Origin of the sequence: Methanolobus sp. (assembly GCF_030682845.1) — an archaeon.
GTDB lineage: Archaea > Halobacteriota > Methanosarcinia > Methanosarcinales > Methanosarcinaceae > Methanolobus.
The window spans coordinates 1-22,670 of sequence record NZ_JAUXNK010000070.1 but is presented as its reverse complement, the minus strand read 5'-3'; the positions used below and the strand labels follow the sequence as shown (position 1 = coordinate 22,670).

Annotated in this window: 19 protein-coding genes; 14 read left to right on the top strand and 5 right to left on the bottom strand. The window is 46.1% G+C overall.

The window, feature by feature from the left end; all coding sequences use genetic code 11:
• The first annotated feature begins 186 nt into the window (after positions 1 to 186).
• The 3 genes from Q8J68_RS08585 (at position 187) to Q8J68_RS08575 (ending at position 5,197) form a co-directional block, all read left to right on the top strand.
• Positions 187 to 1,842, top strand: coding sequence for a PGF-pre-PGF domain-containing protein (locus tag Q8J68_RS08585; protein WP_305311105.1), 1,656 nt, complete (start codon positions 187 to 189; stop codon positions 1,840 to 1,842).
• 113 nt (positions 1,843 to 1,955) lie between these two features.
• Positions 1,956 to 4,064, top strand: a complete 2,109-nt coding sequence (gene acs, locus Q8J68_RS08580; RefSeq protein ID WP_305311104.1) for an acetate--CoA ligase alpha subunit — start codon at positions 1,956 to 1,958, stop codon at positions 4,062 to 4,064.
• Positions 4,065 to 4,123: 59 nt separating this feature from the next.
• Positions 4,124 to 5,197: a phosphotransacetylase family protein gene (locus tag Q8J68_RS08575; RefSeq protein WP_305311103.1), complete on the top strand. Its 1,074-nt coding sequence runs from the start codon at positions 4,124 to 4,126 to the stop codon at positions 5,195 to 5,197.
• Between the two features lie 50 nt (positions 5,198 to 5,247).
• On the opposite strand, the gene Q8J68_RS08570 is transcribed toward Q8J68_RS08575, so the two are convergent.
• Positions 5,248 to 5,811 carry a flavodoxin family protein gene (locus Q8J68_RS08570; protein WP_305311102.1) on the bottom strand — a complete coding sequence of 188 codons (564 nt, stop codon included), beginning with the start codon at positions 5,809 to 5,811 and terminating at the stop codon, positions 5,248 to 5,250.
• 222 nt (positions 5,812 to 6,033) lie between these two features.
• Here Q8J68_RS08570 and pgk point away from each other — a divergent pair, with 222 nt between their 5' ends.
• On the top strand, positions 6,034 to 7,266 hold the full coding sequence (pgk, locus tag Q8J68_RS08565; protein ID WP_305311101.1) for a phosphoglycerate kinase: 1,233 nt from the start codon (positions 6,034 to 6,036) through the stop codon (positions 7,264 to 7,266).
• Positions 7,267 to 7,368: 102 nt separating this feature from the next.
• Positions 7,369 to 7,986, top strand: coding sequence for a TIGR00296 family protein (locus Q8J68_RS08560; RefSeq protein ID WP_305311148.1), 618 nt, complete (start codon positions 7,369 to 7,371; stop codon positions 7,984 to 7,986).
• Positions 7,987 to 8,013: 27 nt separating this feature from the next.
• On the opposite strand, the gene Q8J68_RS08555 is transcribed toward Q8J68_RS08560, so the two are convergent.
• Together Q8J68_RS08555 and Q8J68_RS08550 are read right to left on the bottom strand one after the other, a co-directional pair.
• The gene (locus Q8J68_RS08555; RefSeq protein WP_305311100.1) at positions 8,014 to 8,922 is read right to left on the bottom strand and encodes a bile acid:sodium symporter family protein; all 909 of its coding nucleotides are present in this window, start codon (positions 8,920 to 8,922) and stop codon (positions 8,014 to 8,016) included.
• A 149-nt stretch (positions 8,923 to 9,071) separates the two neighbouring features.
• Positions 9,072 to 9,500: a nucleoside 2-deoxyribosyltransferase gene (locus tag Q8J68_RS08550; RefSeq protein WP_305311099.1), complete on the bottom strand. Its 429-nt coding sequence runs from the start codon at positions 9,498 to 9,500 to the stop codon at positions 9,072 to 9,074.
• 147 nt (positions 9,501 to 9,647) lie between these two features.
• Here Q8J68_RS08550 and Q8J68_RS08545 point away from each other — a divergent pair, with 147 nt between their 5' ends.
• From Q8J68_RS08545 to argC, 9 genes are all read left to right on the top strand, one after another.
• A complete protein-coding gene (locus Q8J68_RS08545; RefSeq protein WP_370867624.1) occupies positions 9,648 to 12,716 on the top strand; it encodes a PAS domain S-box protein in 3,069 nt (1,022 codons plus the stop codon).
• 76 nt (positions 12,717 to 12,792) lie between these two features.
• Complete coding sequence (locus Q8J68_RS08540; RefSeq protein WP_305311098.1) at positions 12,793 to 13,830, top strand: GTP-binding protein; 1,038 nt, start codon at positions 12,793 to 12,795, stop codon at positions 13,828 to 13,830.
• A gap of 77 nt (positions 13,831 to 13,907) precedes the next feature.
• A complete protein-coding gene (locus tag Q8J68_RS08535; RefSeq protein WP_305311097.1) occupies positions 13,908 to 14,456 on the top strand; it encodes a ferredoxin domain-containing protein in 549 nt (182 codons plus the stop codon).
• A gap of 385 nt (positions 14,457 to 14,841) precedes the next feature.
• Positions 14,842 to 15,303, top strand: coding sequence for a hypothetical protein (locus Q8J68_RS08530; RefSeq protein ID WP_305311096.1), 462 nt, complete (start codon positions 14,842 to 14,844; stop codon positions 15,301 to 15,303).
• A gap of 385 nt (positions 15,304 to 15,688) precedes the next feature.
• Positions 15,689 to 16,354, top strand: coding sequence for a hypothetical protein (locus Q8J68_RS08525; RefSeq protein ID WP_305311095.1), 666 nt, complete (start codon positions 15,689 to 15,691; stop codon positions 16,352 to 16,354).
• A gap of 305 nt (positions 16,355 to 16,659) precedes the next feature.
• Positions 16,660 to 17,394 carry an SIMPL domain-containing protein gene (locus tag Q8J68_RS08520; RefSeq protein ID WP_305311094.1) on the top strand — a complete coding sequence of 245 codons (735 nt, stop codon included), beginning with the start codon at positions 16,660 to 16,662 and terminating at the stop codon, positions 17,392 to 17,394.
• A 494-nt stretch (positions 17,395 to 17,888) separates the two neighbouring features.
• Positions 17,889 to 18,353: a CBS domain-containing protein gene (locus Q8J68_RS08515; RefSeq protein WP_305311093.1), complete on the top strand. Its 465-nt coding sequence runs from the start codon at positions 17,889 to 17,891 to the stop codon at positions 18,351 to 18,353.
• Between the two features lie 10 nt (positions 18,354 to 18,363).
• On the top strand, positions 18,364 to 19,548 hold the full coding sequence (gene argJ / locus Q8J68_RS08510; RefSeq protein ID WP_305311092.1) for a bifunctional ornithine acetyltransferase/N-acetylglutamate synthase: 1,185 nt from the start codon (positions 18,364 to 18,366) through the stop codon (positions 19,546 to 19,548).
• 16 nt (positions 19,549 to 19,564) lie between these two features.
• Positions 19,565 to 20,506, top strand: coding sequence for an N-acetyl-gamma-glutamyl-phosphate reductase (gene argC, locus Q8J68_RS08505; RefSeq protein WP_305311091.1), 942 nt, complete (start codon positions 19,565 to 19,567; stop codon positions 20,504 to 20,506).
• Between the two features lie 384 nt (positions 20,507 to 20,890).
• On the opposite strand, the gene Q8J68_RS08500 is transcribed toward argC, so the two are convergent.
• Entirely contained in the window at positions 20,891 to 21,535 is a 645-nt protein-coding gene (locus Q8J68_RS08500) for a hypothetical protein (protein ID WP_305311090.1), read from the bottom strand.
• 96 nt (positions 21,536 to 21,631) lie between these two features.
• Positions 21,632 to 22,670, bottom strand: a 1,039-nt coding sequence (locus tag Q8J68_RS08495; protein WP_370867622.1) for a hypothetical protein, incomplete at its 5' end; no start/stop codon positions are given.

The following is a 22,670-nucleotide window of genomic DNA, read 5'->3' as shown; positions in this document are numbered from 1 at the left end:
TTTATAACAAGTAGTTTCTTTCCTGAAGAAAGTTTCTCTTCTTTTTATTGCTGCAGAGGGGAACTAAGTTTGTATTGATGGTGGTGGGATTTATCTATGGTTTTAAGTGAACCGAATACTGGACGGTCTGGTTACTGGAAGTCAGGGAGAGTTCTTTTGTTTATTCTATGCATTTTAATCATTTTGATGTCTGCAGGATCAACGAATGCGGATTCTGACAATAACGACGATACTGATTTCTCAGACGATTACGATGATTCTGATAACGACCGGGATGATGATTCCTCAGCTGATGACGATGATTCTGATAACGACCAGGATGACGATTCCTCAGCTGATGATAGTTATGAAATGGAAACGTCTGAAAGTCCAGATTATATCTCTTATTCTGACCAAGAAGAGGAAACCGAAGACAAATCTAATACGAATGATAATACAGCTGAGGATCAGCGTGGGAATCAGGATGAAGACGAGATAATTCCTGATGTTCCTCCCGATAAAGAAGATGCTTACGATGCCAGCGAATCCTCATCTGAAGATGAGGATGCAGTATCTACTTACTCTTCTGATAAGAACAATAATGAGAAAGAGATTGAACAGAGTGTCAGGGATAATGACAAGAAAGATGATACTAATTCCGATGACACAAAAGGCACATCTTCTGTTTCAACTGATCAGAATGAAAACAAAGATACTCAAACTGGGGGTGATGACGAAAACCCTATGGACAACGTAAAAAACGACAAAGATAGTGAGGTTGACAGCGACGATAGGAAGGATTCCAGAGATAATATCAATACTGACAGTGATGACAGTGTTGAGGATAATCCTGCCAACACCGCCTCCAGTTCAACCAATAGTCCGACAAGGGATTCCAGTACTCAAACTACTACTAGTATCCCTGATACCATTACTACTATTACTACTGGGAATAGTGACAACACTGACACTGGCAGCATCAGCAACAGCGCTAATAAGGATGACAGCAGCAGCGGTTCCAGTTCAGTCAACAGTTCAACGGATAGTTCAAACACTAGCCAGACAATCAATCCAGCCATCACTCAAGATAATGAAGCAAATGTCTCTGTAAATGTTTCATCCGCAGTGACTGAAGATGCAAATTTCCTTAAGGATTTCCGTGATTCAACGGAAGCACACGATAACATAGAACTCAAGGATTACTCTTTTGCCTCTCTTGTTAAGGGACAGGAGGCGATTTTTGAATTTGGGATTGAGGGTAACAATATCGTATCCATAAGCTTCATACCGGAAGTAAGTGGGGGACAGGTCAAGACTGTGGTAGAGATCTTAAAGAACACATCGACACTCATCAGCGAGGCACCTCCAGGAGTTGTATATAAGAACTTTAACGTGTGGGTAGGGGATGCGCAGTTCTCACCGTATATGACAAATGATGCAAAGGTGAATTTCAAGGTTGAAAAGGATTGGCTCCTCTCAAATAACATCGATCATGAGTCTATTGTTCTGTACGGCCATGTAAACGGCTGGAATCCCCTGGTGACCGAAAAGACAGGGGAGGATGATACTTATGTGTATTACACAGCATATACCCCTGTTTTCTCAGTGTTTGCCATTGTAAGCGTGGACTATGAGCCGTATAAGCTTGATAAAGACCAGGCTGTAAGCACTATAGGGGACACTGCAGCTGCTTCAGGAGGCATGGATGCGATCCCGTACTACAATACTTACAGGAGTGTAGCGCTTTTATTGGTCAGCTTGCTCGTTGCCGGGATAGTAGGTCTGACTGGTCTTAAGTACATGGCCCGCCCCGGGAATGAAGGCAAGCAGGGAGAAAATGGTGGCACACATATTAAAAAGTGAGCACATCATGTATCTAAGTCGCAAGTGTTGATTTTGAGGTTTCTATCATCTCTTCCCATATTTTTATGTATCATTGAGGCTTAGTAGTGAGAAGGGAAAGTCCAGGGAACAATATGCTTGACAGAATGTTTAATCCGAATGCTGTAGCCGTTATAGGGGCTTCGAGGAATGAAGGTAAAGTGGGAAGGGCAGTTCTTGAGAACCTGATAGCTGCCAGTGATAATATCGATATCATACCTATTAACCCCAAGGATACGGAAATACTGGGGCTTCGCGCATATCCTTCCATTCTGGATGTCCCCAAAGAGAAAAATGTAGACCTTGCGGTCATAGTGATACCGGCTAAGCTAGTTCCTGAAGCCATCGAGCAATGTGCTCTTGCAGGTGTGAAGAATGTTGTCGTGATATCTGCAGGCTTCAAGGAAGCAGGTATAGAGGGTGCGCATCTGGAGCGTGAATGCGTTGCATTATGCGAGAAGTACGGGATAGACATGGTGGGGCCTAACTGCCTGGGTATAATTGATACCGCCTCAGGTCTTAATGCCTCCTTTGCTGCGAACATGGCCCTCAGAGGCAACATCGCAATGATGTCGCAATCCGGAGCTATATGCACCGTGACCCTTGACTGGGCTGAGAAGAACAGTGTCGGCTTTTCCAAATTCGTGAGTCTGGGAAACAAGGCTGATCTTGATGAGAACGATTTTCTTGATTTTTTCTATAAGGATGATGACACGGCTGTAATAGCCGCATATCTGGAAGGTGTGAAGGAAGGACCTGAGTTCATCAGGGTGGCAAGACAGGTGACCCGGGTCAAACCAGTGATAGTTGTCAAGTCAGGCAGGACCTCGGTAGGTTCAAGGGCGGTTTCATCCCATACAGGTACCCTTGCAGGCGCTGACGCCGCCTATGATGCAGCTTTCAGGCAGAGCGGGGTGCTGCGTGCCGACTCCCTGACCGAGATGCTTGATAAATCCCGGGCCTTTTCAGCTTATCCCCTGCCATCCGGCAGGAACATTGCTATCGTTACCAATGCAGGAGGTCTTGGCATATTGACAGCAGATGCATGCGCCAACGCAGGGCTGACAATCACTTCCTTTGAAGAAGCCACAATAGCAGAACTCCGGGAGATCCTGCCACCGGCTGCAGGCCTGTACGACCCTGTGGACGTACTCGGCGATGCCAGCGCCGATGTTTATGCGCATGCGCTTAAGATCGTGCTTGCAGACAAGAATGTCAATGGGGTGATCGTCCTTGTGTCTCCGCAGGCAATGACTGCTGTGGGAGAGATTGCGGAAAAGATAGTCGGCATCGTAAGAAACTCTGAAAAACCCGTGCTGTGTAATCTTGCGGGTGGAACCCGTGTTCAGGAAGGCGAGGACGTGTTGCACAAGAACGGCATCCCCAACTATCCTTCCTCGGAAAGAGCGGTTGCCAGTATGTATGCATTATGCGAATATCATTCCATAAGGAACAGGAAGTACTCTTCCCCCGGCGTGGTCAATGTGGATAAAAGCATCGCAAGTGCCGTAATAAAGGAAGCCTGTGTAACAAAAACAAGGACTCTTGGCCTTGAGTCCATGAATATACTTTCTGCCTACGGCATTCCGGTGGTTGATTCCAGGATCGCGAAAAACCTTCCGGAAGCCGTGAGGATATCTGAAGAGATAGGTTACCCTGTGGTTATGAAGATCGTATCTCCTGATATCTCTCACAAGACTGATGTGGGAGGTATCCGACTCAACCTGAAACATGCGGATGATGTGGAGCGCGCTTATAATACCATGATGTCGGATGTGCGCCACTATATGCATAATGCGCAGATATCGGGTGTCCAGATACAGAAGATGCTCAGCGGGGGAAAGGAAGTAATAATCGGAATGAACCGGGACCCGCAATTCGGACCTCTTCTCATGTTCGGGCTTGGGGGTACGTATGTGGAATTCCTCAGGGATGTCTCGTTCGCTGTAGCACCTATAAGCATCGATGATGCAAAGCATATGGTAACCTCCATCAAGACATATCCGCTTATAGCAGGCGTCAGGGGCGAACAACCTTCAGATATCGATTCGATAATAGACGCGCTCATCAAAGTATCACAGCTTAGCATGGATTTCCCTGAGATAATGGAGTTTGAGATCAATCCGCTGATGGTGATGCAGGAAGGGAAAGGCTGTGTTGCAATGGATGTACGGTTTACCATCGACACAAGTGAGAATAAGTGAGAATATTAGTAACTAGTAGCAAGATATAGCATTAACAAGGACAGGTCGGGAGCAAAATAATGGCATCGATATTGATAAGTTCTTCAGAGGAATATTCGGGCAAAAGTTCCATATGCATGGGACTGGGTAAGATCTTCCAGAACAAAGGCTATGTTATCGGATACATGAAACCGGTCGGGAATCTGCTGATAAATGTGCATGGGTCTCTTGCAGATGAGGATTCGGAGAGTATAAAGCAACTGCTTGGGCTGCAGGACCCGAGTGAGTTCATTACACCAATATATCTAACTGACAGCCTGACCAATGACGCACTCACCGGGATAAAGAAAGACCTGGACAGCAAGCTGCTGGAGGCTTATGAAAAGATCTCAAAAGGAAAGGACATTGTAATTATCGAAGGCACCGGAGGCATCGGCGGGGGTGCGATGTATAATCTCTCCGACCCGGAGGTTGCTTCCAAACTTGGAACAAAGATGCTTCTTGTAACCCGTTTCGATTCCATCTTTGCGGTTGACCGCATACTGTGTGACCTGCGGATAATTCAGGACCCAGGGATGCTTGCAGGTGTCATCCTTAACGAAGTACCCCAAGGTATGCTTGAAAGAGTAAAAGAGCTTGTTGTGCCATTCCTGGAAAAGAAAGGCGTCCGTGTTTTTGGCGTTATCCCGCAGGATGAGATCCTTCGTTCTATCCCCATCTCCGATATCGTTGAGGGACTCCACGCAGAGATCCTTATAGGCTCTGACAAGCTTGCAGAACTTGTGGACAGTTATCTTGTAGGAGCCATGGAAGCCGGTTCTGCTATCAAGTATTTCCGCAGGACACCTGACAGCGCTGTGATTACCGGAGGAGACAGGGCAGATATACAGATGGCTGCCATTGAAGCAAGGGTCAAATGCCTGATACTTACAGGAAACATGCAGCCAAGCGGTGCTGTGCTTGCAAGCGCCGAAGGTGTGGGCATCCCAGTCATCCTGGTCAGGGGTGATACCATGGGTACAATTGAAAGAATGGAACACCTGATCGGCCATGCTCATGTCAAGCAGCAGGTCAAGCTTGACAGGATACTGGCCCTGCTGGAAAAGAACGTCAATGTAGAAGCTATAGCTGAGATCGTAGGCATTAAAATGTGAGTTGGAAAGGGGGTCTTTTTCTCCTTCCCGTTATTCACTATTTTCAAGGGCTATTTCATCATTCCAAGGACATCACACAACTTGTTGACAGTATCAACAGCTGTCTTCATTCCTTCTTCATCGTCCTGAGCAGGCTTTTGCAGTATCCCGCCAAAATGCCCTCCATCTCCGATAACTATCATGCCATGGATGTGCATCCACTCGTGGATGGATTGAATGGTCTTTTCCTGCCCCCCATTCCTTGAGCCGCCGACAGCCATGGCAGCTCCGACCTTATTGCTGAGCTGGAAACCCTGCCTCCTGAGCAGAACGCTCCTGTCACAAAGTGCTTTCAACTGGGCTGTCATTGTCCCAAAGTAAACCGGCGATGACACAATTATCCCGTCTGCTGAGACAAGCTTGTCGTAAACTATTTGCATACTGTCATCGATTGGGCATTTTCCACCTTCTTTTGCACATGCGCCACAGGCCGTGCAAGGAGCTATCAAGGATGAGGAGATGAACACAGTCTCAGTATCAAACCCTCTCTTTAAGGCAATATCTAATACTTTTTCGATGAGTTTGTCGTTATTTCCGCCCGCTTTAGGGCTTCCTGAAATTCCCAGAATCCTCATATGATCACCATGCTGGATTTGTAGGTCAATGGATATTAGTTTTTGGATTTGTCGTATTTACCTGCTGCATATACGAAAAAGATATAACCGGATTGGTTCATTTACAGCAAAATGTGATAGTTAACTAATTTATATCACATAAAGGTATAATGTATATAGACTCTGTATATTGACTTATATTGCCTGAAAAGATAGAGGCGACTAAATTGTGGTGATGGAAGTTTGACTGCTAGAGATTATCTTACTATCGATGATTTTGACGTGGAAGGGAAAACAGTCCTTGTGAGGGTGGACCTCAATGTGCCCATGGACCCTGAGGATAATATCCTTGATGACATGAGGATCAAGAGCCATATACCTACTCTGAAAGACCTGGAGAATGCCAGGGTTGTGTTGCTTGCACACCAGAGCAGGGCCGGGAAAAGTGATTTTACCACGATGAAACCACATGCTGAACGCCTGTCACGTTACCTTGGAAAAGAAGTGGAATACGTAGAAGACATCTTTGGCACACATGCCCGGTCACGCATATCTTCCATGAAGAAAGGGGATGTGATACTGCTTGAGAACGTCAGGTTCTATTCCGAGGAAAGCCTGGACCGCTCTGCAAAGGCGCACTCTCAGACGCATATGATAAGGAAGCTCGCACCATTGTTTGACCTGTTCCTTAATGATGCTTTTGCCGTATCACACCGATCACAGTTATCTATTACAGGCTTCACGGAGGTCCTTCCCAGCGGGGCCGGCAGGCTAATGGAAAAAGAGATAAGTTCACTTGACAGGGGCATCAAGGGAGGGGAATGTCCATGCATTTTCGTGCTCGGAGGGGCGAAGGTCGATGATTCCCTCAATGTAACCGATAATGTCCTGAGCAACGGCAGTGTTGACAGGGTGCTGCTTACAGGCGTGGTTGCCAATGTCATGCTGGCAGCATCAGGGGTCGATATCGGTCCGGCAAATATGGATTTCATAGAATCCCAGGGCTATCTTGAACAGATCGAGCGTGGAAAAGAGCTTCTTGAAAAGTTCGACGGTAAGATCGGGCTCCCGATAGACGTTGCACTGAACGATAACGGAAAGAGGATAGAGGTTCAGGTGGATGAGCTCCCATCGGACAACTTCCCGATCAATGATATCGGATTGGAGACCATAGTGTCATACTCCAAGGAAATAAGGAGCGCAAAGACCGTTGTTCTCAATGGCCCTGCCGGTCTTTCGGAGATCGATCCGTTTGCACTGGGCACTCATGAAATCATCAAAGCAGCAGTCCACTCTGAATATTCAATTGCAGGCGGAGGACATATTTCAGCCGAGATAAGGAATCTGGGGTATGAGGACCGATTCTCTCACCTGAGTACGGGTGGCGGCGCATGTATAGATTATCTTGCAGGCACTGTCCTGCCGGGCATCGATGCATTAAGAAAAGCCGCTACACGTTACAGACATAACCCATGAGTCACTAATTCTAAATGTATAGATGAATACGATAATTTTCATCGTGGATGAGAATGCTCAAAGAGTTATATGGGAGTGGTTGTAATGGAAGAGAAGGTAATATTGCTTACGGAAGAAGAAGGTAAGAAGGCTGTAGGGCTGGCGAGGGACACCATAGAGACTTATTTGCGGACCGGCGAGATGATCGACGGATCGGAGATACAGCTTCCCGCTATATTTGATGAGCCCAGAGGGGTATTCGTGACCCTGACTAAAAAAGGTGAACTGAGGGGGTGTATCGGTCATCCTTATGCGGATTCGGCCCTGAAGTATGCAATAACGGATTCTGCCATTTCAGCCGGATTCAGGGATCCCAGGTTCCCGCCGGTGCGCATAGATGAGATGACAAACATCACTGTGGAGGTTACGGTTCTCACTCAGCCTGAGCGTATGGATGTCCCCCCCAAAGACCTTCCGTCCTCAATAAAGATAGGCAGGCACGGTCTGATCATCAAGAGCGGGTACAGGCAGGGCCTGCTTCTTCCTCAGGTAGCACCGGAGAATGAGATGGATGAGGTGGAGTTCCTGAGTCACACCTGTCTCAAGGCGGGTCTGTCTCCCGATGCCTGGGTCACAGGTGCCGAAGTTTACTGTTTCGAAGGCCAGATATTCACGGAAAAAGAGCCTAATGGGGAAGTAGTGGAAAAAGACATTCTGGAGAAGGCCTGCTTAAAGGAATAATATCCCTTCAATTCTTTTCTAATTCTGTCATATCTTCTTTCCGTTCCAATATGATGCAAGGAAAGAGCCGGAGATGTTATGCCATATACTGAAAAGCGCCCCCGGAAGGGCAGCTACAGCTGAGAAATGCTTGATCGCAAGGGCAACGCTCAGGCCCGAGTTCTGCATCCCGACCTCAAAGGCAATTGTCCTTGATTCTATTTCACTCAGCCCTAGCATCCGGGAGAATCCATAGCCGCTTGCAAGTCCGATGAGGTTATGCATCGCTACCACACTCATCACTAATATTCCTGCAGACATGACTGTATCCTTGTTCAATGCCATTATGATAGCTATTATGACTACTATCGTAATCACAGAAAGTGCAGGTAAAGCAGGCCGGATGCGTTCTGTGCGGGATCCCAGCATAGCATTAAGCCCGATTCCCAGGGCAACCGGTACTACCACTATCTGCAGGATGCTGACGACCATGCCATACATATCGACAGTTATCGTCTGGCCGATGTACAGCCATGTGAGCAGGGGGGTCATTACAAAGGCTATCAGTGTCGATACGGATGTCAGCATAATGGAAAGCGCGACATCTCCCTTGGCAAGGTAGCAGATCACATTGGAGGCTGTGCCGCCGGGGCAGCATCCAAGTAATACAAAGCCTGCCGTAAGTTCCGGAGAAAGACCAAAGAGTCCGGAAAGAGCAAAACCTGCCAGGGGCATAAATGTATACTGCATTGCCGTTCCGATGAGGATCACCTTCGGCCTCTTTAGAACCAGCATGAAATCTTTTACTGAAAGGGTCATACCCATCGCAAACATCACAACACCCAGAAGCATGGGGATGGTATTCCGGTAGGGAAGGAATAACTCCGGATAGAAGAGTGCAACAGCTGAGAGCATTATGGCCCATAACGGAAACAGGGTGGTGAACCTTTTCAGCATGCTACCTTTATTTTATTATTTCAAAAGTATAATGCTGACAACTATTAAGAATGTATCCTGCCGGCAGGAGCGAACATCATTTGCAGTCCGTCACTAACAATAGAGAGCCGGAAGCAGTGCATTTAAAAGGAAAGGTATTGCAAAAAATGTTATCTGTAATCCTCAAGCACTTTCAGGATCTCTTCTACATCCCTTGCAAGCACTTCCACTGACATTTCCATCATAAGGTTGACGATGCCCTCCTCTCCGAATGTCCTGAAATCAGTCTTTAGTCCCAGGACCTTCTTACCTCTGGCATAAGCGTATCCCATCTCCCATGCTGTCCCTGAATCCACATCGCTGCCGCCATCAAGTACAGCAAGGATAATGTCTGATTCATTTATTCCTTTGATATCGTTCTCAAAGATGCACATCTGTCTCTCATGCATTCTGGATGAAAGGTTATCCTCTCCGTCTACCTGAGGCAGGAATACCTTGAATCCCTTCTCCACCAGCCTGTCCTTTAAGTATATATTAAAATCTCTCTCGGCCTTTGAAAACAGAGGGCCTGCAAGGTAAATTTGTTTTTTTGATCCCATCATCTCATCCGTCCGTTTTTGAGAGAATCTACATTGTTGGGATGGTTAATAATATTGATGCAAGCTGGGTGAAAGTGTGCCTCATTCTAATATTTAAAATGCTTAAATACATATAAGAGACAAATAATGTTAATATAGTACCATAATCTGCGGGGTAATAGCATCGGTGTTGCTGCAATAAGTTCAGATATTGATTTTGTACTCGATCTGCCTCAGGGGAGTTCCTTCTCTTTTCTGTATGATACTACGGAGGAGTTCATGAGCGTAATGGCATTGTTCCTTGAAGCTGGTCTGCAGAACAATGAACTTTGTGTTTGGGCTGTTTCCGGTCAGATATCTATGGAAGAAGGACAGAAGTTTCTCAAGCAAAGGGGTATTGATGTTGAGAAATATCTTGAAAGCGGCCAGTTGATGATCACGCCTTGCAATGAATGTTATTTTGCTGGAAAGGAGTCTGCTTCACCGAGCGTTCCCGCTTCCTGGGAATCGATGTACAATGCGGCACTATTTGAAGGTTATGACGGGCTTAGGATTGGTGATAAGTTCACAATAGCCGGTGACGAAGCATGGAAGAACTTTGTGGAATTTGAGAACAAAGGCATGGAGATAATGCGTGGGAAACGTATTGTTGGCCTCTTTGCCTTTCTTAAGGAAGCAAGGACCGGTCAGGAGCTGCTCGACATAATAGGAATGCATGATGGCACTGTAATCCTGCGTAAAGACAGGTGGACCCTGCTGCAGAGCTCGTCATACTGCAAGCCATTCCTGAAGGAAAAAAGTTTTCAGGATGGCATGCTTGAAAATATCTGGACTGGTGTATGGGCTGTTGACAGGAAAGACAATATCGTGTATTTCAACAAAGGCATGGAATCGATATCCGGTCTTCCAAAAAATGAAGTGCTGGGGAAGAAGCTGGTCAAGTTCATACCGCGACAGGTGAATGGAGAAGAACTGAGTTTTGCCGAACTTTTTGAGATTGCAAAAGAAAGCCTGCAATCTAAAAGCTATGATGTGTTCCCTTTCATCAAACCGGACGGGCAATTCATTTATCACAGTGGGGTCCTGCTTCCCCTGATAGATGAGGATGGCATCTATGGCGGAATGATGGGTACGATCGGTAAGGTCTATGAGCAGAACATCAGTCATAAGTTGCTCAGGGATAAGGTCCGGTCTATCGAGAAATTGGGAGACATCTATAAAAAAAGTCCTGTAGTCGCAGTTCTCTGGAGTGCGGAAAGTAGCTGGCCGGTAGAGTTTATCTCAGAGAACATCACACAATTTGGCTACATGCCTGAAGATTTCACCTCCGGACGTCTTGTTTTTGAGGACATTATTCACCCTGATGATCGTGATATGGTCAGAAAGGATGTTTCACAGCTTGAGATTGAAGGAAGGGTATATTTTGCAAAAGAATACAGGCTGCTGACCAGATCAGGAGAGGCCAGATGGGTGACTGAGAGATCATATCTGCTAAGGGATGAAAAAGGTGGACCTGCTTATTACCAGGGCATACTAATAGATGTCAGTGACCGAAAAAAAGCAGAAGATGCTGCCCTTGAGGCCGAAAAGAAGTACCATCTGATATTTAAGAACTCGCCTCTTGGGATATTCCATTTCGATGAGAACGGTATCATCACTCACTGCAATGAAAAGTACCTTGAGATCATCGGGCTTGAGAAAAAGGAGGACATAATCGGCTTTAACATGGTCACGACAGTAAGAGATGAGAACATGAGAAAAGCCGTCGATGCTGTGCTCTCAAGAAAGACAGGCCATTTTGAAGGGGAATATCATACGGCAGTAAGTGGCATAACAGTATCTATCAAAGGTCATTTCAGTCCCAATATCTCCGAGGCTGGCAAATTTCTGGGAGGTATCGGCATCTTTGAGGATATTTCCGGACGTAAGAAGGCCGAAGAAGCATTGCGGTTGGATGAATCGAGACTTGAGACACTTCTTCAGCTAAGCAGGATAACGAACAAAACTCTCAAGGAAATAGCTAATTTTGTCCAGGAAGAGGCTGTAAGACTCACCCAGAGCAAGATGGGGTATCTGGCGTTCCTCAATGAGGAAGGAAATGTCCTTACTATTTATTCATGGTCAAGGAACGTGATGATAGATTGCGATGTTGAGGAAAAGAAGTTTGATTACCTGCTCGAGTCCACAGGGCTCTGGGGAGATGCTGTCCGACAGAAGCGTCCTATCATAATAAATGATTACCTGGCACCTGACCCACATAAAAAGGGCTATCCTTCGGGCCACATTAAGATGAAGCGGTATATGAGCGTTCCCATACTTGACGGCGAAAGAGTGGTCGGAGTCGCGGGTGTAGGCAACAAGATGGGTCCTTACGACCAGGCTGATGTCAGGCAACTGACCCTGCTCATGGAGGGCATGTGGCAGATCATCGAGCAGAAGAAGATTGATGAGACCCTGCGCAAATATGCAGGAGAGCTGGCCCAGGTCAACAGTGAACTATACAAGGCCAATGTTGAGCTCTCAGCTGCCAACGAAGAACTGAAGTCCCTCGACAGGATGAAAGATGAATTCCTGTCAAATGTGAGCCACGAGTTCAAGACCCCTCTAACTTCTATCCAGGGATACAGCCAGTTGATATCTGACGGAACCCTGGGCTCTGTAAACGACCAGCAGAAAAAAGCAGTGGATACGGTTATGCGCAATTCTGAAAGGCTCCGTAAGCTGGTGGATTCTCTTCTCTACATCAGCAGGGCGCAGGCAGGCAAGCTCACATATTCTTTCTCCATGGTGCCAATAACTTCCATTATCGATAATTCCATACAGGATCTTGCACTGCAGGCTGAAAAGAAGGACATCACTTTTGAAAAGAATCTGAGGGAAGACCTGCCTCTTATCAGGGGAGACCGGGATAAGCTTGTCGATGTAATAGTAAACCTGCTTGACAATGCCATCAAGTTCACTCCCACGGGAGGAAAGGTAGAGGTGGGTGCCTTTGTAGATAATGATAAGATTCATGTATATGTCCGTGATTCGGGTATTGGCATCCCCGCAGATAAGATTCCCAATCTCTTCGGGCGGTTCTATCAGGTTGATTCTTCCATCAAAAGAAGATACGGCGGGACAGGGCTTGGCCTGTATATCTGCAAGATGATAGTAGAGGATCATAAGGGGAAGATATGGGTTGAGAGCGAGGAAGGGAAAGGAAGCACTTTTCATGTGCTGCTGCCTCTGGAGTGAAACCGCAAGGCAGATGTAACCACAATCCATATACATGTTCCCGCAATTCTCTTTTTGTACTGGACAGGTGACATAGATGAAAGTGATGATCATAGGTGGCTTCCTTGGAAGCGGGAAAACGACAACTTTGCGAAGTCTTGGCAGGCACCTTGTGGAGAAAGGCCACAAGATAGCTATAATTGTCAATGAGATCGGTGAGGTTGGTGTGGACGGTGAGACCATATCAGGCAGCGGCCTGGTCACAAAAGAGCTTACCAGTGGCTGCATTTGCTGTACCCTGCGTATCAGTATGGAATATACCCTGCAGACACTTGTAGAGGAGTATAATCCCGATATTGTCATAATAGAGCCTACTGGCATAGCTTTCCCCATGCAGATAAAGGAGCACATCGAGCTTATGGATGTTGAGGATCTTTCCTTCTCTCCAGTAGTTTCCCTGGTGGATGCCAGCAGGATAAACATGGAGATCAGCCAGGTGCCGGTATTCATAGCCAACCAGATAAAGGAATCAGAAATCGTATGTATTAACAAGATCGACCTTGTGGATGCGCAAACCGTGGCTTCGGTAATCAGGACCGTCATGCAGCTTAATCCCGATGCACTGGTGATCGAGTTTTCTGCAAAGAAAATGGATGACAAGTTCCGCATGTTCATAGATCTGCTTGCAGGGGAGAGCGAGGCGGAACATACAGGGGCCGACCTGAACTCCATTGAAATGTCAGGGGTTGGCAGCTATTCAGGAGAGTACTCCCTGCAAGCTGACAACCTGCATTCAGACAGGATCACTTCCATGCTGGTGCATCTTCTGGAGGAAATCAAATCACGGCTGAAGGAGATCAACCCCGAGTTCATTGGCCATGTGAAGATGACCCTTAAGTTCAGGGAAGGACTCATCAAGGCAAATCTTACATCGGTGCATGGAGAACCATTTGTGGAAATACTGGATGAGACCGGGAATGACGAACAGCACCTGAAGCTACTTTCTGCTGTGACTCTTGTGCCCCGGGACAAGCTTGCAGAGATAATTGAAAGCTCTATCAGCAAAGTCCTGGGGAATGAAGGCATCAACTTCGAGAAGAAAGCACAGCAGGGGCAAAAGCCCATAAACCTGTGAAGGAAAATGCATAGGGAAAGCTGCAAGGAAAATCCTGGGAACTATTAAATAAATAGGATTGTCGCCTTCCTTTTCCCATGAAACTCAATCCCGAAATCGAAATCATTGAGTCGCTTGCAAAGACCATCCTTGTAGCTGCAAGGACAGCACCAAAAGGAAAAGGTATCGATGACATTGTAACCTGTCTTCTGGATGGCAAGGAACGTGAAGAGCTTGCAAATAAGATGGAAGAGCTGAGCGCTATCAAGGGAATGAAGTTCCTGCTGCGTGATGCTAAGAACGTCAGGGATTCTGACGCTGTTGTCCTCATCGGCCTCAAATCCTCCGATGCATCAGGTCTTGATTGTGGAGCATGCGGCTTTGAGACATGCAAGGGCATGCTTGAAACCAAAAAAGTGAAGAAGGAGTTCTCCGGTCCACATTGCATGATCAAGTACCTCGACCTGGGAATCGCAGTCGGCTGTGCAGCATCAAAGGCAAAGGACCTGTGCATCGATAACAGGATAATGTACAGTGCAGGAGCTGCCGCGTGTTATTTTGAGATGATGGATGCAGATGTGGCTATGGCACTGCCGCTGAGCGTCAGGGGGAAGAACATTTTCTTTGACAGACCATCTACAAGGTAGATGGTTGGTTGATTATTTTCTTCATTTTTTACATTTGTTTAGAGTGTTTGAAGTTGTCGACTAAAACACTTATTTATGCCTGCTTTCATAATCAATCATGTCGTTCAAGATATAATTATACTATTTTATCTGAATATGTATATATTTAGAAATTATTCAAAAAACTATAACTATAAGGGTAACATATCTACGATGCGAAGTATCCTGAGGGATACATATCTGCCTGTAAAAACGTCTGTACTTGCATCAGGATAAAAGAAGACAGTTATTGAAATGCCATTGAAAGGCATTGAAATACTCTTTTGTCCTGTTCAGTTGGTATTGCTTCTGATAATTTTCACAGAGCCGTGGAGTTAGAAATAAGAAATTCAAACGGAGGAAGTGGATGAAAAAGATATTAGTTACATTAATGTTGCTGCTAACGGTCTTTATTCCGGTGGCAAGCGCTGATATTGTCAATGATCTCGAAAATAAGGTTAACGAGTATAACCAGAACGCCGAATATGTACCTTCTTACCTGAAATCCCTCCTGGGGAACGAGGTCATCCAGCTGGTAATTGTTACTGATGACGGAGAAGAGAGATACATTAAAGCAATCACTGAAGACGCGTATATCACTACATTTGAAGAAGTTGATGAAAATACCGAATTCGATGCAACGATGGTTGTAGGAGCAAATGAAGCTACAGTAAGAACCATCATTAATTCGCAGAACCCACTGCAGGAGTTCATTGCTGCAAAGGACAACGGAGAGATTGTGATCGAACCTGTAGGTTTTGTCAATACTGTCAAATACACAGTTGCAAATGTGGTAATGAAAGTATCGCAGTTTTTCGGTTTTATGTAATCTAAGTCAAATGACAATTAAAGGATGGTTCAGCCGACCATCGGATCCTATTTTTGCAATTGCTGACAGAATGTCTGCAAGATTGATGACTGTTTGTTTTTGATAGACAGATTATGCTGCATAAGAGGAAGAAAACTTCCTTCACTGTTGCAGTGCAATCAAAAAGCAGAGTTTGCATATAAGTAAAATGATATTTTTAATCTACTGTTGGAAGTCTTTCCTTTACTTGTGAGTTTCGGATTTTTTCCTAGTCTAATAATATTATCCGTTGAGATTCGAGTGCTCTGACACAAACATACTAACTCAAAAACATCGACTTATTTTAAAAAAGGTCTGTTGAAAGAACACCACCTTACTTATATACATATGAAATAACATCCATCACATGGAAATAAATCAAGTAGTAATATTGATTATATTGTCAAGCCTTATAGCAATACTTGGAAACGTTGCTGGGCTTATTAAACCCGATTATCACAAAAAAATCTCTTTAATAAGCATTCTGCTTATAATTGTATTTACATCGCTGAGCATCCACAGTTATTATCAAGAGATTGAGCGTTTAAAATATGAAAAAGACTCTGGGTTCTTGCAGGTTGAAAAGTTAGTATACCCTAATATTTATCTAGGTAGTAATGCAGCGGTCAATACGCCGGATGGTGTTGATTTTAGTTCAGCTTACGACTTTGCTATTCCTTTAAATGTGAGAATCGACAATGGATATCTCAAGGTTTCAACAATTATACGAGATGCTGAGGGGGATATCATTGCAGTTATCAACGATAATAACTGGCAGGTTACATCGAGATCTTTGGATAAGAATTTTGATCAAGCAGCCTTTGAAGTAATTGACAGTAAAAATAACGTTGTATTTCAGGTTTACACAGTAAACAATGAAGCTTACGTTAATGGAGTATTTCCTAGAGAAGATGGATATTTTGTTGTAGCGAATGAAACTGGATGTAGGCTAGGAACTGCCAATCCAAATGAAATATACATTCAAAAAATATTTAAATACCCCAGTTTTGCTTACCCTGGTATTAGAATTTAAATATCTAAAAGCATGGCTCTGTAGAAAACCTATCGGAAACACTAGCTGTAAGTCAAAATTGCCAATTATATTCATTATCTGACAGTACTTTTTGAATTACTGTTAATTTTGATTATCGCCTGAATATCGAGGATTTCTACAAAGTCTTAATTTGTGCATTATTTACCTTCAGTATCTTGTTACTTTCATAACTGCAAACGTAGTTGAAGTTTAGACAATTCTTTAATATGTGCAGGTCCTTCTATGATTTGCCATAATTGGCTATATTTGTCAATTAACAAAGCATTGACAAGGAGAATGTGAAAATGTCACAAGAAAGTAAATCTTATTATGTTATCATTGCACTTTCAATTGTTCTGGTGCTGATGTCAGCAGCGATGTACGCTGTTTCACAGAACGCATCTGAAAAAGATATAGCAAATACTATTTCCATGAACGGGTACGCTGAACAAAAAGTTGTGCCTGATACCGCAACATTGAGCATTGGCGTCCTGGTCCAGAATTCAACTGCAAAGGGAGCTGCTGATGAGAATGCGGCCCTGATGAGTGCCGTGGTCGCAGAGCTCAAGGCCCTCGGGTTGCCGGAAAAGGAGATCCAGACTTCCTATGTTTCCGTGTATCCCGTGTACAACTATGATGGTAGGCCGACAATTGTAGCTTATTCAGCTTCCAATAACGTGCAGGTCACAACCACAATGCTCGATAAGCTGAGCGACATCATTGACAGATCCACAGCAGCCGGAGCTAACCAGATTGGAGGTATTTCCTTCTCAGTTTCAAATGATATGCAAAAAGAGCTTCGTGAAGAGCTTGTCAATGCAGCAGTTGCTGATGCAGCATCAAAGGCTAACATGCTTGCAGGAAGCCTTGGTGTTGAGATAACTGGTGTGCAGACATCATCTATAAGTGAGAATGGCGTCCCCAGAATGTACTACGCAATGCCGGAAGAAGCAAAGGACTCTGCAGCAGGTTCTACTCCAATTCAGCCTGGCGAGTCTACCGTTTCAATGTCAGTACAGGTTACATACTACATTGGATAAGAAATTCAGACATAAGTGGTTTGAACACTGAAATCTACAAAAGATCAGGAGTTGCAGAAAGACGAATGCGTTGTTTGCAACTTCTCTGATCAATGTATCAGCTATTCAGAATCCACCAGTTGACACAGGTGGTCTTCAGCAATCTCCAATCTTTGATCAATCAAAATACTACTTTTCCCTTATTATGGGTAGTCGAAACATGATTTCCTCAACAGCTCATAATAAACTTGCAGTGACATCCTCATAAATGCAGGAATCATCGGCTCTTCGGGATACTTGCGCGGGAGCTGAAGTTTATCGAACCTCCATGCAGATTGCAGGTTGAAACCTGATTCATTCAAAAAGGCATGCATTGTGGAACTTAGGAATAAAGTTCCAGAAAGGAAGATAAAGGTTATTGTGAGTCGGGATGTTATCCCACGAGAGTCTTATGACAGCAGTTCTTTAAGCACAGGCTGGCAATGCTGAAATAGAATTAAGCAATAGGTATATCCATGAAAGTTAAAGATGTGATGAATCCGGATGTCGTTGTATGCAGCCCTGAGGATACTATCGGGGATGTTGCACGGCTGCTCAAGCAGAACAACATAAGCGGGCTTCCTGTTGTGGAGGAAGGCAAGGTCGTTGGCATTGTGTCCGAAGGTGACCTTCTCAAGTTGCTTGAGATCCCGGATCGTGGTGGACTCTGGCTCCCCAGCCCGTTCGAGGTATTCGAGGTGCCTATCAGGGAACTGATCAACTGGGAAGAAACAAAACGTATGCTCGACGACGTGGGCTCAAAGCCAGTGGAAGAGATCATGAACAAGAAAGTACACACGGTCTCTCCGGAAGATTCCATAGAGAAGGCTTCCGCGCTCATCACAAAACATAAGATAAACAGGCTTCCGGTCATGGAAGGCAGCCTGATGGTCGGTATCGTTACCCGCGGTGATATTATCCGCGGACTTGGCAAATTATAAGAGGGATCATATGAACTTCATTGAAGGCGGTATATGTGCGGTAAAGGGCGTACGTGCCGGCGGCATCAAACCCGGAAAGATGGGAATTGCGGTCATAAAGGCAGAAGGAAACGCTGCCGGAGCATTTACAAGGAACAAGGTCATTGCAGCTCCTTTAATGCTTACACGGGAGCGCCTGGCAAAGACCGGCAGGCTCTCAGGTGTAATCGTGAACAGCGGCAACGCCAATGCTTTCACAGGCGAGCAGGGCATGGCTGATGCAAGGACCATGGCTTCCCTGCTGGCACACCGGCTGGGAGTTGACGAGGAGCTTATAGGCGTGTCCTCAACTGGTGTCGTGGGACGCAAACTCGATACCGACTGGATCAGTGCCCATCTCCAGGAAGCGCTGGACTCCATGGGCGAGGATGCAGCAGCCAGCATGAGGGCAGCACGTGCGATCATGACCACTGACACTGTTCCCAAGGAGATAGCCATTGAGATGGAATCCGGTATCCGTATCGCAGGTATTGCCAAGGGCTCAGGGATGATCGAGCCCAACATGGGCACCATGCTTGCCTTTATCTACACCGATGCACAGATCCCGTCAAAGGAACTGCAGTCAGCTCTCACAACAGCCGTGGACAAGAGCTTCAACATGGTGGTTGTGGATGGTGACACCAGTTGTAATGACATGGCGCTGCTCACAGCTACGGGAAGCTCAGGTATCAGTCCCGAGGTCGCAGATTTCCAGTCCGGCCTTAACCTTGTGCTTACCGAACTTGCCAAGATGATCGCCGTCGATGGAGAAGGCGCTACCAAGCTTATCGAATCAAAAGTAACCGGTGCAGCCACAGTGGAGGATGCCCGCCTGGTTGCAAAATCAATAGTTCGCTCCCCGCTGGTGAAATCCGCAATCTTCGGAAAGGATCCCAACTGGGGTCGTATCGTGGTTGCAGCCGGCTATTCCGGTGCCAATATGGACCAGACGAAGATCTCCCTGTCATTCTCAGCCGGCACCGAGGTCGTGGAACTTGTGAAGAGCGGTAAGGTTGTACGCAACGACGAGGCCACGCTGGCCCAGCTGAAATCCATCATGTCCCAGGACGAGGTTTTCATCATAACCGACCTTGGCATGGGACACGAGAGCGCAACCGCCTGGGGCTGTGACCTGACCTACGATTATGTCAGGATCAACGCCGATTATACGACCTGATCTGTTGAGGAAGACAATGTACAAGATATATGTGGACGGCCAGCACGGGACTACAGGCCTGCTGGTGAACGAGCGTCTGGCGGATCATCCGGAAGTTGAGATCATGGAGATCCCCTATGAGAAGCGCCACGACAAAGAACTAAGGAAAAAGTTGCTCAATGAGGCAGACCTGGTGTTCCTGTGCCTGCCGGACGAAGCGGTCTCAGAGGCAGTGGGTCTGATCACAAACCCGGACACAAAGATCATTGACGCATCCACCGCTAACCGTGTGAACGATGCATGGGCTTATGGATTACCCGAGCTCTCTGCGGCGCACAGGGATAAGGTGGCTGGAGCGAGCAGGGTTTCCAACCCCGGCTGCCATGCAACGGCGTCTATCGTTGCCCTGTATCCACTTCTGGAGGAAGGTATCATTTCCCGGGAAACAGCTGTCCCGCTGTTCTCCATCACCGGATATACCGGTGGCGGGAAAAAGATGATCGAAACCTATGAGACCACGAAAGAGCGAGCCTACAAAGCACCAAGGCAGTATGCGTTGGGATTGAACCACAAGCATGTGCCTGAGATCATGGTCCACTCCGGCCTGAACGTCAAACCCATCTTCATGCCTGTGGTTTCCAATTACCCAAGGGGACTGGCGGTCACATTGCCCCTGTCCATGAAGGATCTGGAAAAACCCCAGACGAAGCAGGGCCTGCATGAGCTCTATCAGAAGTATTATGGCAACTCTATCTTCATCCGCATTCATGCGGTTGATGAGACAAAGGACCTGGTGGATAATGCCTTTGATGTGCAGGGAAGCAACGATACCAACTATCTGGACCTTTACATTTACGGTAACGAGGAGCAGATACAGGTGCTCTCCCGCCTGGACAATCTCTGGAAAGGCGCCTCGGGTGCAGCTATACAGAACATGAACATAATGCTTGGCATGGATGAAACGACCGGTCTTCTGTGAGGCCGGTTCTGTAGCTGCCATGGCTGCAAAAAACATATTTTCAAGATCACCTGACTGCACTTGGCCGTATGGGTAATGCTCAGTGCTTTCGACTTCAAGCCCGCTTTCATTAACAAGCAAAGTAGTGCTGCTCAGGTGATCCGAGAGATACCATTCCATGCCTTCGGCTGTCTGCCTGGCTATGCGTCCGTCGTCGCGGAAGAAGTAGCTGGTTGCTGTGCCGTTCTCCATCTCGTAGAACTGGTTGACGTAGTAGGTGAATTCCCCGGCAGAGTTCTGCTTTTTGACTCGCCTGTCGTTTCCGTCGTACCAGTACTTTTCCACAAGGGAACTGTTACCGGAGTAGCGAACCTCGCTCAACTGGCACTCTGTAATTTCACGATTTCATTGAACCAAAGACAATAGTTGCTTTATTGTAGCTTCGGCAGTATTTTGCGAAAATCTGCCATATTTTTCGAGTCCTTCATTTGTTTCATATGCGGTGCGCAAGGATCGTTCAAGGAAAGGATACTTTTTTAGCAGCTCACCAAACACATATATATCCAGTTCTCTGCCACCGTGACCGGGATCGAGTAGTGCAAGGACATCCGCCCTGTCCTTTACAAGTTTTCCACTTTCCCACAGAGGGTCATCGCTTAGTTCATTCTCGATCCTGTACTGCCGGTCCCATATAGCTTTCAGTTTCAGGATGATCAATGTTTCCCGGTTTGGAACGGCTATCTCAATACCGCCACGGATTGTTCTCATTTCAGTCTTTCCTTCAATGATGCGAAAATCCAGAGAGATGTCATCAATTCCTTCAAAGGGAAAGGGTTTCTGCCAGGTAGCAAAGTCGATGATCACCGGTCCAGCGTCGGTCATTTTCTGGACACTTGTGGATATGCCGGGAAGTCTGTAGGGCTTAAAGTCCCTATTTTCTCTCAGATAGTACATTATGCTCTTGCGTATCCTGCTGCTTGTGATAAGGTCGATATCGATAGACCCAAACCACGGGTTATAGGAATCGACTGCCCAGCCACCGATGAGCACGGTATTTGGGTTTTTGATATCATCATTTTTTTCATGGAGATGCCGGATAATCTCATTTAATTCTTCCAGAGAAGAGCAATTATCCTTTGTGTGGGTTCATATTGTGGCATAGACCGACACCAACTGCTTTGTCATATCCATTGCAGAGTAGCCCATTCCTGCCAGGTCGAGCAGTGTCTGGGAAGGAGATACTATCCTGATACCTTCCTTTTCACGGACATCCCGGAAAACGTCCCTGTCAATACGGTATATGCATGCCAGGACTCCCTTATCAGAATCGGACGCGAACAGTTCCCTGAAGTAACCGAGGTGTTCTTCCTGCATGTAGAGATATACGGCATCATGACGCACCCCATAACCTGTGTATAGTGATGCGGCATTATAGGATGTGAAGCCGAAGGGTATGTCGTTCTGGTTTTCAAAGGCTGATGTTACCTCTTTTGCGGCTGTTGTGGATTCTTTAAAATAGACTCGTATCTTATCGATCATGAGATTGGAGAACGGACGTTCCCAGGCAATGCCATTCAGGAGCTTGTTGACATCGGAGATGCTGACATGACTATTATCCGAACTGATGATGTTCTGCTGCATGAGTGCCCGGACGGTCTTGTGCGCCCAGCCGTAGGATACGTTTTCCATTAGAGAGAGTTGCCTTATTGATGTCTTTTTCTCCTTCAGCAGACGGGATACTACTTTCCAGGATTTCTCGGATGTTATCCTGTGTCCGGCAGATGTGTACTGTTCCCTGCTTTCAGAGATAAATGACCGGGGAAGCTTTATTGTGGTTATGCCCAGTTTTTCCATTAGCTCTTCTTCCATCTTCGGGATGTATTTCGCAGCAACTACAAGTGCAACTTGTTTTCCACCCCCTTTCTCCCGTTGCCATAGCTCACGGAAGAGATTCAGCCGCGATATCACGTCAAACGTTACTCTGGACTTTATTTCGATGACATAGAGCATGTCTCCTTCTTCCAGTATCATATCGGGACTGAAAGGCAAATCGTTCAGGTAAGTTCCTGATCCAATGAATCCTGCACCCCCAGGAATACCCAGATGGTCCATGATGTACGCACGGGTATCGTCCTGTTCTTCTCCACCTTGTTGTGTCATTCTTGTTATCACTATATAGTGATAA